Origin of the sequence: Lampropedia aestuarii (assembly GCF_004803635.1) — a bacterium.
Classification (GTDB): Bacteria; Pseudomonadota; Gammaproteobacteria; order Burkholderiales; family Burkholderiaceae_C; genus Lampropedia; species Lampropedia aestuarii.
Map to the genome: position 1 here is coordinate 25,796 of NZ_SSWX01000003.1, position 15,709 is coordinate 41,504.

Here is a 15,709-nt window from a genome sequence, read left to right on the forward strand (position 1 = left end):
GGTCAGCGGCTTCGCAAGAGATGGCAGCTGCGTGCCAAGGCGCAGACCAATTGGCGGCACATGCCCAATCGCTGGCGTACTCAGACAGGCACATACATGCCAATATGAGCGCAGGCGGCATGGGCAGGCTTGCCAATAGCGCCTGTAGCGTCAACACCATACTGTATGTTTGCGGTGCAGCCATTGCTGGACGGCAGATTTTGATGAAAAGAACATGGATTTTGTGAAACGACCCCGAGCCTTTGCGTCGCAGCGTTTGTCGCAAATAGCGCAATCGGCCATGCTGTGTTTGATGGCTTCTGCAGCATCCCAGCCACTGTGGGCCCAAAGCACAGCGGCAGCGGCCGACTGGAATGGCCCTTTGGTGCTGCAGTCCAGCAGTGCACTGCAAGAGCAGATTCCGGCTGCTCAAGCCGAGCAAAGCCCGATCTACCTCAGCGGCGATGAGATGGATGGGCAGCAAGACACGCGCGTGCGTGTCAGGGGCGATGCCCGTCTGCGCCGCGCTGCTACGGCGATCCGCGCGGACGAGTTGACGTACGAGCCGCAAACCAGCGAGGCGCAAGCCACTGGCAATGTCATCATCCACAGCGATGCCGACCAGTACCGTGGCCAGCAATTGCAGCTCAATATCGATACCTATAAAGGCACGTTTGAGCAAGTGAAATACATGCTGGGCGCCACCCGTGCGCATGGCGAGGCCGAGCGTGTTGACTTCCTCGACCGCAACCGCTACATCGTGCACGAGGGCGACTACACCACCTGCCAACGAGTCGACAGCGACCCGAACTGGACCCCCGCATGGCGTATTCGTGCCAAAGAGATGACGATTGACCGTGTCGCTGATGTGGGCGTGGCACGCAATGGCGCGCTGGAGTTCATGGGCATCCCGGTATTTCCCGTGCCGTATTTGAGCTTTCCATTGTCAGATGCCCGCAAATCCGGCTTTTTGCCGCCCACCATTGGTCTTGACAGCGTCTCAGGCTTTCAGTATTCGCAGCCGTATTACTGGAGCATTGCGCCCAACCGCGATGCGACCATCACCCCCACCTTGATGGCGCGCCGCGGCATTGATCTGGATGGCAAGTTCCGCTACCTGGAGGAAAACTACAGCGGTGAGGTGATGGGCCGTTATATGCCCAGTGACAGCTTGCGCAAGAAAGACCGCTGGAGCGCCGCTTTGCGCCACCGCCAAATCTCGCAGACACCGGTGGGGGCGATCAATTGGGATGCCAGCATCAATCGTGTGGGCGATAACAACTACTGGCGTGATTTCCCTCGCAGCTCCTACGGTCTGGCCGACCGATTGCTGCCCAGCAACCTCAATGCCAGCTGGGGTCAGGATGATTGGACAGTGTACATGCGTGCGCTGAAGTGGCAGACACTGCAGGACGTTGACTCGATCATCTTGCCGCCCTATGACATGTTGCCTCAGCTGCACGCCAGCTACACGCCCTGGAATGTCAAAGGCGGCTTCGATTTCAGTTTTGAAATGGATACCACCAGTTTCCGGGCCGATAGCGAGTTTGCCAATTTGCTCACTGATGGCACGCGCTCCTATGCATTGGCCAAGCTGAGCAGGCCTATGCTTGCGCCGCAAGGTTTTCTGACGCCAGCCGTCGAGTTGCATGCCAGTTACTACAACTTCAGCTCCAGCAGGTTGACTGATGGATACAAGACCTACTCACGTGTGCTGCCTACCTTCAGCCTAGACTCTGGTCTGGTGTTTGAGCGGGATACGAACTTGCTGGGCCGCAACCTGCAGCAAACGCTGGAGCCCAGGGCGTTCTACACTTATACGCCGTACAAAAACCAAAGCATGCTGCCGATGTATGACACCGGTGAGCTGGACTTTACCTTTGCCAGCATTTATTCGCCCAATTCATACGTGGGCCAGGACCGCATCGCCGACAACAACCTGTTGACCTTGGGCTTGACCAGTCGCTTGATTAGTGCCGACAACGGCGCTGAGCTGGCCAGGGCCTCGATTGCCCAACGGCTGCGCTTCAATGACCAGCGTGTGACCGCACCTGGTGTCGAGCCGCTGGACAAAGGGCTGTCCGATATTTTGCTCGGCGGCTCGGTCAACTGGACGCAGCGATGGGCAACCAGCGGTGTGGTCCAGTACGACCATGACCAGCGACGCACGGTGCGCTATACCTTGAATGGCCACTACAAGCCCGGTGACTTCAAAGTGCTCAGTGCCGGCTACCGCATGAAACGCGATGCCAGCAAACAGGTCGAAATGGGTTGGCAGTGGCCCATTTCTGATCTGTGGCAGGCCAGCCCAAGCAGCAATGGCGCCAACCGTTGGTACAGCGTGGGCCGCTTGAACTACAGCATGCAAGACAAAAAGCTGGTCGACACCATCATCGGTGTTGAGTACAGTGCCTGCTGCTGGACTGGGCGCGTGGTCCTGGAGCGCTTGCAAAACAGTTGGAACAGCTCCAATACCCGTATTTTGTTCCAGCTCGAGCTGACCGGACTCTCCAGTATCAATGTGGGCTCTAACCCTTTGAATACGTTGCGCACCAACGTGCCTTATTACCAGGAAATCAGCCCGGCCGTGCCGGAGCCTTCAAGCCGCTTCAATCAGTATGATTAATCCCTAGCGACCAAGCTGGCTCTATCAGGTATTCTCAAAACCTGGCTGGCAGTCAGTCAGTGCACAATGTGTGCTTGCGGCTGGCGCCGAAGCTGGCCCGCTAGTATCGTGCAAGTTGTATATTGTGAGATCTATGCGTCGAGCCTGGCTCGACTGTGTTTATCCTTCGTCCCAAAATGACCTCTTTTTTCAAAAAATCCTCTACACACAGCAAGCGTTTGATTGCCATGGCTTGTCTGAGCTCTGCAGTGGTGTTGCTGCCCTTGGCTGCACATGCGCAAGGTTTGCGTTTGCCGGGCACCAGCGGCGGAGGTCTGTCGGGCTCAACTGGCAGCAGCTCGGGCAGCTATCCGAATAATTTGCAAGATGCGGTCACGAACGCCACGGCATCTTCGTTGGGCCAAGGCAGCTCTCGGCAAGCCGACTTCATTGTGGCGCTGGTCAATTCAGAGCCGATTACCAATGTGGAATTGCAAAACCGCATGGTGCCAGCGCGCGAATATTTTGCGCAGCAAGGCCAGTCGATCAGCGAGCAGCGCTTGCGCCAAGAGGTGTTGGATGTGCTGATTGCCGAGCGCCTGCAATTGATCGAAGCCAAAGAGATGAATCAGACGATCGATGACTTCACGCTCGACCAGGCTGAGGCCAATGTGGCAGAACGCAACAACGTCAGCATCGGCACCATGTACCAAGAGTTGGCCGCTTCGGGGGTCAGTCGTGAGCAGTTTCGCCGCCAAATGCGCAACCAGCTGACGCTGATGCGCATTCGTGAGCGAGCGGTGGAAGCCCAGGTGCGCGTGTCAGACCAGGAACTCGACCGCTATTTGCGTGAGCACCCGATCGACCAAGGTCAGGTGGTTCCTGAAGCGCTCAATCTTGGCCATGTCCTGGTGATCGTGCCTGAAAACGCATCGTCTGAAGAGCAAGCGCAGTTGAAAGCGCGTATTGATGCGGCAGCGCAGGAGCTGGCAGCCGGTGCAGATTTTGCGGAAGTGGCCAGAAAATACTCGCAAGCCAACGAAGCCAGCCGTGGCGGTGAGCTGGGCTTGCGCCCTGAGAGCCAATACCCGGAGCTGTTCCTCAGCTCGGTCCAGGGCAAGGCCGTTGGTGAAGTGGTCGGGCCGGTGCGCTCGGGTGCGGGCTACCATATTTTGAAAGTGCTGGAGCGCCAAGAGGGTGGTGCCGGTATGGTGGTGCAAAACCATGCACGCCATATCTTGATTTCTGGCGCATCAGGTCGCTCGGCGCAGGAAGCAGGCAATATGCTGCTGGAGATCCGTGACCGTGTGGTGCGCGGTGGAGAGGATTTTGCCGAGCTGGCTCGCCAGTACTCGCAAGATGGCAGCGCCAAAGACGGTGGTGACTTGGGGTGGGCCGGTCCAGGCATGTTCGTGCCTGAGTTCCAGGAAGCACTCGATGAGCTGCAGCCGGGCGATGTGAGCCAGCCAGTGGTCTCGCGCTTTGGCTTGCACCTGATCCAATTGCTGGACCGCAGACAGCACAAAATGACCCAGCGCGAGCAGCGTGAGCTGGTGCGCAATGAAGCCCGTGAAGCCAAAGTGGAAGCAGAATACACCAAATGGCTTGAAGGCCTGCGCGCGCGCGCCTTCATTGAAATGCGTGACCCGAATGGCCAGTAAGGCTTTTGAGCGTGTGTCTACCGGTATCTATGGGCTTTTAACAGGACAGTTTCGTGCGTCATATTCCTCGTAAACGCTTCGGCCAGAACTTTCTGGTCGATGGCTCGGTCATTCACGACATTGTCGCGGCCATTAACCCCAAGCAGGGCGAACCGGTCGTAGAGATTGGCCCTGGCATGGCGGCCTTGACCAAGCCGTTGCTTGAGCACTTGGACCGTTTGACCGTGATTGAGCTCGACCGTGATCTGGTCGTGCGCCTGCAGGCGAACCCCAAACTCAATGTGATTGCCAGCGATGTGCTCAACGTTGATTTCAGGCAGCTGTCAGCCAGCTTGGGTGGGCAGCGCCTGCGCGTTGTCGGCAACTTGCCCTACAACATCTCCTCGCCCCTGTTGTTCCATTTGTTGGATGCGATCGATGTGGTGCAAGACCACCACTTCATGCTGCAAAAAGAGGTCATTGACCGTTTGCTGGCCAAGCCTGCGACCTCGGCGTTTGGCCGCATTTCGGTGATGATGCAGTGGCGTTATGCGATGGAGCGGATGCTGGATGTGCCCCCTGAGGCCTTTGATCCGCCACCCAAGGTCATGAGCTCGGTCGTGCGCATGGTGCCCCTGACCGAATGGGTCCAGGTGCCGCAGCCATTGCTGGAAGAGTTGGTCAAGGTCGCATTCAGCCAGAAACGCAAACTGGTGCGCCATACGCTGGGCAAATGGCTGGATGAAAAAGGCTTTAATGGCGATTTTGACGTGCAGCGCAGGGCCGAAGAAATTCCGGTGGACGAGTACGTCGCCTTGGTCAAAGCCGTGCACGGCGTTTGATGCGCCGGGTGAGCAGGGCGGCTGCAAGGCCCTGTTGATGCGCCGATCCGAAGGCGCAAACAGAGAAGCGTCATACAATCGCTCGCATGAATGTTTCTTCTAATCCAGGGGCGCGGCAAGACAATCCTTTGCTGGTCGGCCTCAATCCTGAGCAGGCTGCAGCAGTCAGCTTTGCCGGTGGTAATACCTTGATTTTGGCTGGTGCCGGTTCGGGCAAAACCCGGGTGCTGACGACCCGCATTGCATGGTTGTTGCAAACTGGCCAGGCCTCGCCAGGGGGCATCCTGGCGGTGACCTTCACCAACAAGGCAGCACGTGAGATGGTCACGCGTTTGAGCGCGATGGTGCCTGTGTCCGTGCGTGGCATGTGGATTGGCACTTTCCACGGCCTGTGCAACCGCATGCTGCGCGCGCATGCGCAAACCGTCGGCCTGCCCAAGCAGTTTCAGATTCTGGACATGCAAGACCAGCTCTCAGCGGTCAAGCGCATTCTCAAAGCCCACAATATTGACAGCGAAATGCTGCCGCCTAAAAAGCTGCAGTCGTTCATCAACAGCTGCAAGGAAGAGGGCATGCGTCCTGGCGATGTGCCTATGCGCGATGCCGAAACCCGCCAGCGGGTTGAGCTCTACCAAATCTACGAGCAGCAATGCCAAAAAGAAGGCGTGGTCGACTTTGGCGAACTGATGCTGCGCAGCTATGAGCTGTTGCGGGACAACGCTGCGGTGCGCCAGCACTACCAAGGCCGCTTTCAGCATGTGCTTGTGGACGAGTTCCAGGACACCAACCGCCTGCAATACCAGTGGCTCAAACTGATCGCCGGTGGTGCCAGTGTGGTGGCCGTTGGCGATGACGATCAGAGCATTTACGCTTTTCGTGGCGCGCGCGTGGGCAATATGGCCGATTTTGTGCGTGAATTTGGCGTGCAAAACCCGATCAAGCTTGAGCAAAACTACCGCTCCTACAGCCATATTTTGGACAGCGCCAATGCACTGATTGCCCACAACAGCCAGCGCCTTGGCAAAACCCTGCGCACTGACCAGGGCGCAGGCGAGGCCTTGCGCATACACGAATCGGTCAATGACCTGGCGGAAGCGCGCTGGATTGTCGACGAGGTGCGCCAGCTGATGCAAGCCGATGGTTTTGCGCACAATGAAATCGCCGTGCTCTACCGCAGCAACGCCCAAAGCCGCTCGTTGGAGTCGGCCTTGATTGCGGCCAAATTGCCCTACCGCATCTATGGCGGCTTGCGCTTTTTTGAACGCGCTGAGATCAAGCACGCGCTCGCCTATTTGCGTTTGCTGGAAAATCCCAGCGATGACACCAGTTTCTTGCGGGTCGTGAACTTCCCTACGCGCGGCATAGGTGCGCGCAGCATTGAAGCCTTGCAAGACCTGGCTGGGGCCAACCAGCAATCGTTGTATGCCGCTGTGGCTGGCATGGAGGGGCGTGCAGGGGACAAATTGCGGGGATTTGTTACGCTCATTGAGCAGTTGCGCCAAGCCAGCATGGGCCAGACTCTGCGCGATGTGATTGGCCTGACGCTTGAGCACAGCGGTTTGTTGGAGCACTTCAGGGCTGAAAAAGATGGCCTCGATCGTGTGGAAAACCTGGAGGAATTGGTCAATGCGGCCGAAAACTTCGTCACGCAAGAAGGCTACGCCGTCGATGTCACCAGTTTGCCGATGGACGAACACGGCCAGCCCATCAGCCAAAGCCTGGCCAGCCAGGGCGTGGACATGGATGTGCCATGGAATGGGGCCGCGGTCCAGCAATTGCCTTCGCATGCACCAGCGCCCCAATATGCGGCCTTGGATGCCAACCAGTCGCTGTTTGTTGATGTCGACACCGGCGAGACCTTGACCCCCTTGGCCGCCTTCTTGACCCATGCGGCGCTGGAGGCGGGCGACAACCAGGCCCAGGCCGGCCAGGAAGCGATTCAGCTGATGACCGTGCACGCCTCCAAAGGGTTGGAGTTTGATGCAGTCTTCATCGCCGGTCTGGAAGAGGGCTTGTTTCCGCACTACAACAGCATGACCGACCAGGATGGCGTCGAAGAAGAGCGCCGCCTGATGTATGTGGCCATCACCCGGGCGCGCAAACGCTTGTATTTGAGCTTGGCGCAAGAGCGCATGCTCAACGGCCAAACCCAGTACAACGTGCAAAGCCGGTTTTTAGACGAATTGCCAGAAGAGTCGGTGCGCTGGCTCACGCCCAAGCGCCAGGCAGGCGCGCAGGGCGCTGGTGGCAGCTTTGGCGCTGCAGGCGCAGGCCGCTGGAGCGGCAGCAGTGCAGGTGGGCAACGGCAAGGCGGTTATGAGCGCAGCAGCTACGGCAGCAGTGGCGGCGCCGAAGATGTGTCTTACCGTGAATCAGGCCGCTACAGCGGCTTTGGCAGTAAGCAAATCAGCTATGGCGCTGGCAGCGTGCCGCCGCAAGCCTCGGATGGTGTCGCCACCCATGGCATTCGCACGGGCCAAAAAGTCTTCCACGCCAAATTTGGCGAGGGCGATGTGCTGTCGATAGAAGGCAAGGGCGCGGATGCCAAAGCCAAGGTCAATTTTGGCCGCCATGGCACGAAGCTGCTGCTGCTGGCTGTGGCCAAGCTGACCGTGGTGTAAAAACGCTCTAAGAACGTAAACACGTTCTAAGTGGGCTGCTGGATGGCGCTGCTCGCCGCGCAATTGCGGTGGTTTACGCGCTGCGCACACGGTGGTAATTGGGGGCGAAGGTGAAATCGCCGACCAAGGGCAAATGGTCGGACATGCGCCGCCAAATCCGCCCTCTGGGCACAAACACCGACATTGGCACCAGGTGCCGCACAAAAATCCGGTCGAGCTGCACCACAGGCAGCAGCGACGGGTAGGTGTTGGCACGCTCCGTGTATTCGCTAAAGCCACTCTCGCGCAGCAACAGCCCGGTTTGGTCGCCCCAGTCATTGAAGTCGCCGGCAATCACCACGGCCTGGTCGGGCGGTATTTGATCGAGCACAAATTCCCGTATCAAGGCCACTTGGCGCAGGCGGCTGATGTGGATCAGGCCCAAATGCACGACCAGGGTGTGCACCACATGGCCTGCGACATTGATTTGCGCGTGCAAAATGCCGCGCTGCTCCAGCCGGTGGTCGGAGATGTCTTTTTGTCGCGACTCGATCACTGGCCAGCGGCTGAGCAATGCATTGCCATGTTCGCCATAGCGGGTCACGGCGTTGGTGTAGTAGACCGCCTCATAGCCTTCGGGGGCGAGAAATTGCGCCTGCGGCAACTCGGGCCAGTCGGCAAAACGTTCTTGCTCGCGCAGATTGCCATTGCGCACTTCTTGCAGGCATACGAGGTCGGCATCGAGCTGCTCGATCGCCAAGCCCAGATTGCCAATTTCCAATCGGCTCAGTGGGCCCAGGCCTTGTACGCCTTTGTGGATGTTGTAGGTCGCAATGCGCAGGTGCTCTGGCTCAAACGAGTCGTCTGAGGGGGCTTGGGGGGAGGTTGAAGCAGTCAAAGCGTGGCGTCAGCATCAAGGTTGAAAAGACTGCGCTGCAGGCAAAAAAAGCATGCCTGCGCGGCGCATCAACGCTTTATAGCATGCGCGTGCATGCCCCCGTGGATGCTTTGTCATGCATGTTTAAAGTGCACCGTAAAAGCAGGTTTGCCCTTGAGCCTGTTCAACGTATCGATGCAGACCGCACTGTGGCCCAAACGGAAAAGTTGCGCGGCACAATTTGCCATCGTGCTATTTGCTTGGTGAGGATTTTTAATGCAGCAGCATGCCTTTGGGGCTCGCCCCAGCACCACAACGAGCAGCAATGCGTTGTTGGTGCCTTGCGCGATTGCGTCGAGAGGGTGAACACGGCTCTTTAGTGGCCCAACTCGGCATCCATGGAGCCAGCGGCTGGCAAATCCAGGCGTTTGGCTTGCACGCGCTCGACCATCTTGCCGTCCATCTCCAGCACTTCAAAGCGCCAGCCCTCCCATTCGAAATGGTCGCCCACTTGTGGAATGCGCTCTAACTGCAGCATGAACATGCCACTGAGCGTGTGGTAGTGGCCGCGTTCCTCTTCAGGCACGCTGCTGATGTTCAGGCGGTCCTTGAGCTCGACATTTGGAATCGTGCCGTACAGCAGCCAGGAGCCATCGTCGAGCTGGCGCGCCCAGGCATCATCGGCATTGCGTGAGGCGAATTCGCCGGTCAAGGCCTCGGTCACGTCCTGCAAAGTCACAATGCCGCCTATCTCGCCGTACTCGTCGACAACAAAGGCCAGCTGCAGGCTATTGGCCTTGAATTGGCCCAGCAGCGACAGGCCAGACAAGGTTTCTGGCACATACAGGCTGGTGTGCAAGTCTTTGGCGAAATCAGGGCCTTGGCCGCTGTGCACGCGAGCCAGTACTTGCTTGGCGTGGATATAGCCCAGCACCTGGTCCAGGTCGCCATTGCAGACCGGAAAACGGGTGTGACCCGATTCGATGATGCGGGCCAAATTCTCTGTATCGCTGGCGTTCAAATCAATGAAGACGATGTCGGTGCGTGGCGTCATCAAGGAGCCAACTTCGCGGTCATCGAGGCGAAATACGTTGCGCACAATCTCGTGCTCGTTTTGCTCGATCACGCCTGACTGCGAGCCTTCGGCCAGCATCGCGCGAATCTCTTCTTCGGTCACGCCTTCTTCAGATGTCTGTTTGACGCCCAGCAGTTTCAGCAAAGCGTTGGTTGAAAAAGCCAGCAACCAGACAAACGGCCGAGTGATCAGCGACAGCAGCACAATCGGTCGCGAGACCAGGCGTGCAATCGCTTCTGGGGCGATTTGTCCCAGGCGTTTGGGCACCAGCTCACCGACCACGATCGAGATATAGGTGACACCAATGACCACCACGACAGTAGAGGCGATATTGGCCGTACCGGCTGGAATGCCGATCGATTCCATCCACAGCCCCAAAGGCCCGGCCAAAACGGCCTCACCAACGATGCCGCTGAGCAAGCCAATGGAGGTGATGCCGATTTGCACGGTGGACAGGAAGCGGGTCGGGTCTTCGCCCAATTTCAATGCGCTGGCCGCGCCCTTGTCGCCTGCGTCAGCGCGCGCTTGCAAACGCGCACGCCGTGCAGTGACCAACGCAATTTCAGACATCGCAAAAATGCCATTGAGCAGCACCAAGCCCAGTAGAAACAGAAATTCCATGGATTCAGCCTCCGATGCGCACGTGGCGTGCGATGCGGCCAAAGCTGGCCAGCCAAGAGGCGATTGCTAGCTGCGCTGCGCCAGTGTGGTTACACGCTGGGCGGCCAGCATTGCCGGTGTTGAAATAACAACTGGGAGGTTCCATGGAAAAAGGGGGCGCGACCGTGAGATCCAAGGCTTGTTGCTGGTTGGTAACCAGCCAGCCAAGGCGATTGCAAAAAGTTGAAAAGGGCAATGCTACCTGATTCGCAGGCACATCGCCATGCGCGCAGGGGGAAATTCCTTTGACAATCAGGTTTTCATTGCCCCGTCATCAACGCAGCCTATTTCCCGTGCTGCGCCGAAGACTGAAGGCCAGCAGCGCGGGTGCTGGCTGGCCGTTGGATTATTTTGGGCCCATGCGAATCGCTCCGTCGAGGCGAATGACCTCGCCGTTGAGCATGTCGTTTTCAATGATGTGGCAGGCCAATTTCGCATAGTCTTCGGGTGTGCCCAGGCGGCTTGGGAATGGCACGCTGGCAGCCAGTGCGTCCTGCACCTCTTGCGGCATACCAAACAGCATCGGCGTGCCAAAAATGCCAGGGGCAATCGTCATGTTGCGAATGCCGTCGCGGGCCAGATCGCGAGCAATGGGCAGGGTCATGCTGGCAATCGCGCCTTTGGAGGCGCTGTAGGCCGCCTGACCAATCTGGCCGTCAAACGCCGCTACGCTGGCCGTGGAGATCAGCACGCCGCGCTCGCCCGTGGCTTCAGGCTCATTGGCCAGCATCGCATTGGCGGCCAGCCGAATCATATTGAAGCTGCCAATCAAATTGATTTGGATCGTCTTGTTGAAAAAAGCCAGATCGTGTGGGCCTTTTTTACCCGCAGTTTTTTGCGCTGGTGCGACGCCTGCGCAATTGATCAAGCCGCCCAGTCTGCCCAGCTCCAGTGCAGCGGCCACTGCGGCTTCACCGTCGGCTTCGGAGGTCACATCGGTTTTGACAAAGCGCCCGCCAATTTCTTTGGCGATGGCTTCGCCACGCTCGGCCTGCAAGTCGGCAATGACGACTTTGGCGCCCTTGCTGGCCAGCATGCGGGCCGTGCCTTCACCCAAGCCTGAGGCCGCGCCTGTGATGATGAATACATTGTCTTTGATTTGCATAGTGTCTCCAGTAGTGATTGGGCTGCCAACCGATGGCCGCTGCCATGGGCTGGACTGCACAAATGATTATAGGGAGCCGGCTGTGCAAGGGCAGATGCGCAGGCGTATTCATGCCGCCAGTGTGACCAGATTGGCGCAAAGGCTGCCGCAGCTATGATCAGGGAATAAACAGCTCTTGCAAATCGCTGAGGAAGTCATAGCCACGCGTGGTCGGGCGGATATGGCCAGGCGCGACCAGCTCCAGCAAGCCCTTGTCCACGCCTTGCTCCAATGCGCCTTCGATGCTGGACAGCGGCATGCCAGTGCGGTTTTGGTAGTCTTCGAGCATGAAGCCCGAGCGCAGACGCAGCGCATTGAGCATGTACTCAAACGGCAGGTCCTTGCGGCCGACTTCGTTGTCCTGCGCGATGGCAGCACCTTGCAGCGCGCCATCCATATAGCGCTGCGGGTCGCGGATGCGGATTTGCCGAATCACGCGGTGGGCAAAGCTGAGCTTGCTGTGCGCGCCCGCACCAATGCCCAGGTAGTCGCCAAACTGCCAGTAATTCTGGTTGTGCTGGCACTGGTGGCCTGTTTGTGCATAGGCCGAGATTTCATAGCGCTCAAGGCCTTGCTGTCCGGTCGCCTCGGTGATCAGGTCGAGCATGTCGTAGGCCACATCGTCATCGGGCAAGGCCGGTGGGAACTTGGCAAAAAACGTATTGGGCTCAATGGTCAAATGGTAGACCGATACATGCGGCGGCCTGACAGACATCGCCGTCTCCAGGTCTTGCTGCAGCATCTCCAGGCTTTGGCCCGGCAATGCATACATCAAATCCAAGTTGAAGGTATCAAACGCTGCTTTGGCTTCGTGCAAAGCGGCCAAGGCCTGGTCGCGGTTGTGCACGCGACCGAGCTGTTTCAAATGCTCGTCGTTGAAGCTTTGCACGCCAACTGACAGGCGCGTCACACCGGCTGCGCGGTAGGCAGCAAAACGGTCGGTCTCGAATGTGCCGGGGTTGGCCTCCAGGGTGATCTCGCAGCCAGCGACCAAACGCAGGCGTGCGCGTACCTGTGCCAGCAAATGGTCGATTTGCTCGGCCGAGAACAGGCTGGGTGTGCCACCACCAATGAAAATGCTGATCACGCTGCGGCCCCAGACTAGGGGCAGGGCGGCATCCAGATCGGCAATGACGGCATCCAGGTAGCGCTGCATGCGCGCTTGCCCATCGCTGGCTTGTGGCGCGGGCATCGCGTGCGAATTGAAGTCGCAATACGGGCATTTGCGGATGCACCAGGGCAAATGGATGTAGAGCGACAGAGGTGGCAATTCCTTGAGCTGGAGAATGCCAGGGCGCATGTAGTGCTGGATATCGGCTGAATAAGACATAGTGGGGCGTTGGGACTTGTGACCCGCCTGGCCACAAGTGGCGCAATCTTACCCGGATGCCGACAACATTGCTGTGTTTGCTTGCAATGCCTGGCGTTGCGCGATTGCGCGGAGATTGTGAACAGGTTCTTAGTGCACGCCATCGTTATTTGCGACAGGACTCGGCATCGATTCAAAATACAATCTAGGCCTCCCTCACACAGCCAGTGCGCAGGGTTTCTTTTTGCGAATTGGAGTGTGGCGGCATGCATGCGTTGTGGATGGTTTTGGGCGCTTTTCTGTTTGCCTCAATGGGGGTCTGCGTCAAGCTCGCATCTGAGAGTTTCAATGCCGCTGAGCTGGTGTTCTACCGCGGCATCATCGGTATGGTGATGCTGGCCGCGCTGGCACGTTACCAAGGTGTTGGTTTGGCCACCAAACACCCCGGCATGCATGCTTGGCGCAGCTTTATTGGCGTGCTGTCATTGGGCGCGTGGTTTTATGCGATTGGCAAACTGCCATTGGCCACTGCGATGACGCTGAACTACATGAGCAGCGTCTGGATTGGCCTTTTCATGGTGACCAGTGCACTGCTGTACTGGCGCCCCAAAGGCAAGGATGACAAACCACCACTGCATGGTGGTTTGCTGTTGGCTATTTTGCTGGGCTTTGTCGGCGTGATCATGATGCTGCAGCCGAGCTTCCAGGCCGATCAAAGCGTGCCGGCTGTGGTCGGTCTGCTGTCTGGTATGTTTGCTGCGTTGGCCTTCATGCAGGTGGTGGTACTTGCGCGTATTGGCGAGCCCGAGACCCGCGTGGTCTTTTATTTTGCGACGGCAGGCACGATTGCTGGCGGCATCGTGATGTGCTTTACCGATGTGCACAGCCTGAACACAGCGCAAGCCTGGTGGCTACTGCCGATTGGCGTGCTTGCGGCGCTGGGCCAGTTGTGCATGACCAAGGCCTATTCGACTGCGGCTGGGCCGCGCAACACCTTGGTGGTGGCCAGTTTGCAGTATTCGGGCATTGTGTTCGGTGCTATTTACAGTGTGCTGCTGTTTGCCGAGGACCTGTCGATCTGGAGCTGGATGGGCATGGCTTTGATTATTTTCAGTGGGTTGGCTGCGACCTTTTTGCGTGCTCGCTCGAGCAAGCCTGCTTAACTGCATGGAGGGGGCGCCAGCTCCCGCCGTAGCGGGGCTTGTCGCTGATCAGCCAGTGACAATCAAGGCAGAGATGTTACTGAATGCACTCTCTTGTGCTGCGCTTGTGCCATTCAAATGCGCGACCAAATCCAAGGTGGTCGAGCGGCGGGTCAGCATCAGGCAAGTGACTTGCTCGCCCAGGACACGGCTGGCGTGCCAGCAACCGGGCTGCATGCAAATACCCAAGCCTTGCGGAATCAGGAATGCTTTGAGTGTGTCTAGGTCAGGCAGCCCCTGGGCGTTACTGCACGCCACCACATGCACCACGGCACCAGTGAGTGGCACGATGGCTTGCTGGGTCAGGTGGTGTACTTCCAGTGTACTCACCACCAGATCGCGGCTGCGGTAGTTGACCCACAGAATTTCAGTGTCGCCCGCAGCTCCCGGCTGGAACAGGTGTGTGCGCCAGAAATCAGTCGCGGGATTGCTAAAAACAGCGGCAGGTTCGCTCCATTGCATTGCATCACCCAGCATGTGCCCATAGGGTGCAAATGCGGCGGCAGACAGGGGTTCTATCGAAAGAGACTGAGTAGATGGCATGAAAAGGTCTTGTATCGGCGAAAACAGGCGGCAGTGTACCCGTACAAGCGATCGTTATGCATCCGCTGTGTTGTGCCATGCAACGTGTCCATTGAGGTCGTGCGCCAAATGGCGCAGTGAGTCAGCGCATCATGCAAGCCAAACGTCTGCATTTCGTTGTGCAACAGCGTCTCGCCCATTGGCAGCCGAGTTTGAGCGGGGTCAAGGATCGATGATCCGCGATTGACAAGTGTGCGGCGCAAATGCTGTTGGCACGTTGCAAAGGCCGGGTATTGGAGTGACTGGTGCAGGACTTGGGGGTTCCAAGTTCAAGAGCGAGGTGGCAGCGCTGCCCAGAAAATACAGCGCGTTGTGTATTTGCTATCCATATTGTGCCTGGGCTTTGCGCAAGCGCTCACGCGAATTGTTCAAATGCAAGCGCATCGCTGCTTTGGCACTGTCGGGGTCCTGGCGCTCAATCGCAAGCAAAATTTCTTCGTGCTCGCGTCTCACGCGCGGCAAATCCTCTGGATCACGCTCGGGCACATGGATCATGTCGTGGTGGGTGGGCGGAATCAGCTGCACGCCAAAATGTCCCAGCACCTCTTCAAAATAGCGGTTACTTGTGGCTGCTGCAATTGCTAGGTGAAACGCCAGGTCATGGCCTGCGGTATCCAAGCCTGCACTGTGGCTGGCGTTGAAGGCATCGAACGCCCGGCGTATGGCATCGAGCTGCTGGGGCGAGCGTCGGCTTGCCGCCAGGCCTGCAGCTTCGGTCTCTAGGCTGGTGCGCAATTCGAGTAGGGCCAGGACATTGATGGGCTCGCTCCATTCCAATGGACTGCGCAGAGCCGCAGTAGGCGCGGCGGCTTTCAGTACAAAGGTGCCAATGCCGTGCCGTGTTTCTACTAGCGCGGCTGTTTGGAGTTTCGAGATCGCCTCTCTGACGACCGTGCGGCTGACGTCAAAGCGACGTACCAGCTCCGACTCGGTCGGCAGTTTTTCGCCCGCGATCCAGTCGCCATCACGAATTTGGGTGGAGAACTGGTCGAACAACTGCTGCGCCAAACTGCGGCTGTTGCGCCGGCTGCTGCGACCTCGCAGCGGTTCAGGTGCGCTGGGTTGGGGTAATTCCGAGGGAGTGGAGGACATGGGGTTAAAATAATTCATACAAGTCATGCGACAACCAATGGCTGTGCCGCTGAAGCTGAAACATCCTGTGTTGCCTAATCCAACACAGGCTCTTATTGCAGC

The 15,709-nt window shown here is 58.1% G+C and carries 11 protein-coding genes; 5 read left to right on the forward strand and 6 right to left on the reverse strand.

The genetic code is table 11. From position 1 onward, the window contains the following. Positions 1-214: 214 nt before the first annotated feature. The 4 genes from E8K88_RS02895 (at position 215) to E8K88_RS02910 (ending at position 7,687) form a co-directional block, all read left to right on the forward strand. A complete protein-coding gene (locus E8K88_RS02895) occupies positions 215-2,605 on the forward strand; it encodes an LPS-assembly protein LptD (protein ID WP_136405157.1) in 2,391 nt (796 codons plus the stop codon). 176 nt (positions 2,606-2,781) lie between these two features. Beyond that, on the forward strand, positions 2,782-4,245 hold the full coding sequence (locus tag E8K88_RS02900; protein WP_136405158.1) for a peptidylprolyl isomerase: 1,464 nt from the start codon (positions 2,782-2,784) through the stop codon (positions 4,243-4,245). Between the two features lie 53 nt (positions 4,246-4,298). Continuing rightward, positions 4,299-5,066, forward strand: coding sequence for a 16S rRNA (adenine(1518)-N(6)/adenine(1519)-N(6))-dimethyltransferase RsmA (rsmA, locus tag E8K88_RS02905; protein WP_136405159.1), 768 nt, complete (start codon positions 4,299-4,301; stop codon positions 5,064-5,066). Positions 5,067-5,152: 86 nt separating this feature from the next. After that, positions 5,153-7,687 (forward strand): ATP-dependent helicase, encoded by a 2,535-nt coding sequence (locus tag E8K88_RS02910; RefSeq protein WP_136405160.1) that lies wholly within the window; start codon positions 5,153-5,155, stop codon positions 7,685-7,687. 73 nt (positions 7,688-7,760) lie between these two features. Here the strand turns inward: E8K88_RS02910 and E8K88_RS02915 are convergent, their stop codons facing one another. The 4 genes from E8K88_RS02915 to hemW all read right to left on the reverse strand — a co-directional run bounded on the left by E8K88_RS02915 (position 7,761) and on the right by hemW (position 12,752). After that, complete coding sequence (locus E8K88_RS02915; protein WP_136405161.1) at positions 7,761-8,564, reverse strand: endonuclease/exonuclease/phosphatase family protein; 804 nt, start codon at positions 8,562-8,564, stop codon at positions 7,761-7,763. A 355-nt stretch (positions 8,565-8,919) separates the two neighbouring features. Then, the gene (locus tag E8K88_RS02920) at positions 8,920-10,239 is read right to left on the reverse strand and encodes a hemolysin family protein (protein WP_136405162.1); all 1,320 of its coding nucleotides are present in this window, start codon (positions 10,237-10,239) and stop codon (positions 8,920-8,922) included. A 385-nt stretch (positions 10,240-10,624) separates the two neighbouring features. Next, positions 10,625-11,383 (reverse strand): 3-hydroxyacyl-CoA dehydrogenase, encoded by a 759-nt coding sequence (locus tag E8K88_RS02925; protein WP_136405163.1) that lies wholly within the window; start codon positions 11,381-11,383, stop codon positions 10,625-10,627. Between the two features lie 157 nt (positions 11,384-11,540). Beyond that, on the reverse strand, positions 11,541-12,752 hold the full coding sequence (hemW, locus tag E8K88_RS02930) for a radical SAM family heme chaperone HemW (RefSeq protein ID WP_136405164.1): 1,212 nt from the start codon (positions 12,750-12,752) through the stop codon (positions 11,541-11,543). Between the two features lie 245 nt (positions 12,753-12,997). On the opposite strand from hemW, the gene E8K88_RS02935 reads away from it, so the two are divergent. Continuing rightward, positions 12,998-13,894, forward strand: coding sequence for a DMT family transporter (locus E8K88_RS02935; protein ID WP_136405165.1), 897 nt, complete (start codon positions 12,998-13,000; stop codon positions 13,892-13,894). Between the two features lie 48 nt (positions 13,895-13,942). Here the strand turns inward: E8K88_RS02935 and E8K88_RS02940 are convergent, their stop codons facing one another. Together E8K88_RS02940 and E8K88_RS02945 are read right to left on the reverse strand one after the other, a co-directional pair. After that, positions 13,943-14,476, reverse strand: coding sequence for an ureidoglycolate lyase (locus E8K88_RS02940; RefSeq protein WP_136405166.1), 534 nt, complete (start codon positions 14,474-14,476; stop codon positions 13,943-13,945). Between the two features lie 360 nt (positions 14,477-14,836). Further along, on the reverse strand, positions 14,837-15,607 hold the full coding sequence (locus tag E8K88_RS02945) for a FadR/GntR family transcriptional regulator (RefSeq protein WP_136405344.1): 771 nt from the start codon (positions 15,605-15,607) through the stop codon (positions 14,837-14,839). Positions 15,608-15,709 lie beyond the last annotated feature (102 nt).

What these genes read in the sequence shown, in the direction of transcription:
- E8K88_RS02895 (WP_136405157.1), top strand. Translation starts at nt 215, where the DNA reads ATGGATTTTGTGAAACGACCCCGAGCCTTTGCGTCGCAGCGTTTGTCG.
- E8K88_RS02900 (WP_136405158.1), top strand. Translation starts at nt 2,782, where the DNA reads ATGACCTCTTTTTTCAAAAAATCCTCTACACACAGCAAGCGTTTGATT.
- E8K88_RS02910 (WP_136405160.1), top strand. Translation starts at nt 5,153, where the DNA reads ATGAATGTTTCTTCTAATCCAGGGGCGCGGCAAGACAATCCTTTGCTG.
- E8K88_RS02920 (WP_136405162.1), bottom strand. Translation starts at nt 10,239, where the DNA reads ATGGAATTTCTGTTTCTACTGGGCTTGGTGCTGCTCAATGGCATTTTT.
- E8K88_RS02925 (WP_136405163.1), bottom strand. Translation starts at nt 11,383, where the DNA reads ATGCAAATCAAAGACAATGTATTCATCATCACAGGCGCGGCCTCAGGC.
- hemW (WP_136405164.1), bottom strand. Translation starts at nt 12,752, where the DNA reads ATGTCTTATTCAGCCGATATCCAGCACTACATGCGCCCTGGCATTCTC.
- E8K88_RS02935 (WP_136405165.1), top strand. Translation starts at nt 12,998, where the DNA reads ATGCATGCGTTGTGGATGGTTTTGGGCGCTTTTCTGTTTGCCTCAATG.
- E8K88_RS02940 (WP_136405166.1), bottom strand. Translation starts at nt 14,476, where the DNA reads ATGCCATCTACTCAGTCTCTTTCGATAGAACCCCTGTCTGCCGCCGCA.
- E8K88_RS02945 (WP_136405344.1), bottom strand. Translation starts at nt 15,607, where the DNA reads ATGTCCTCCACTCCCTCGGAATTACCCCAACCCAGCGCACCTGAACCG.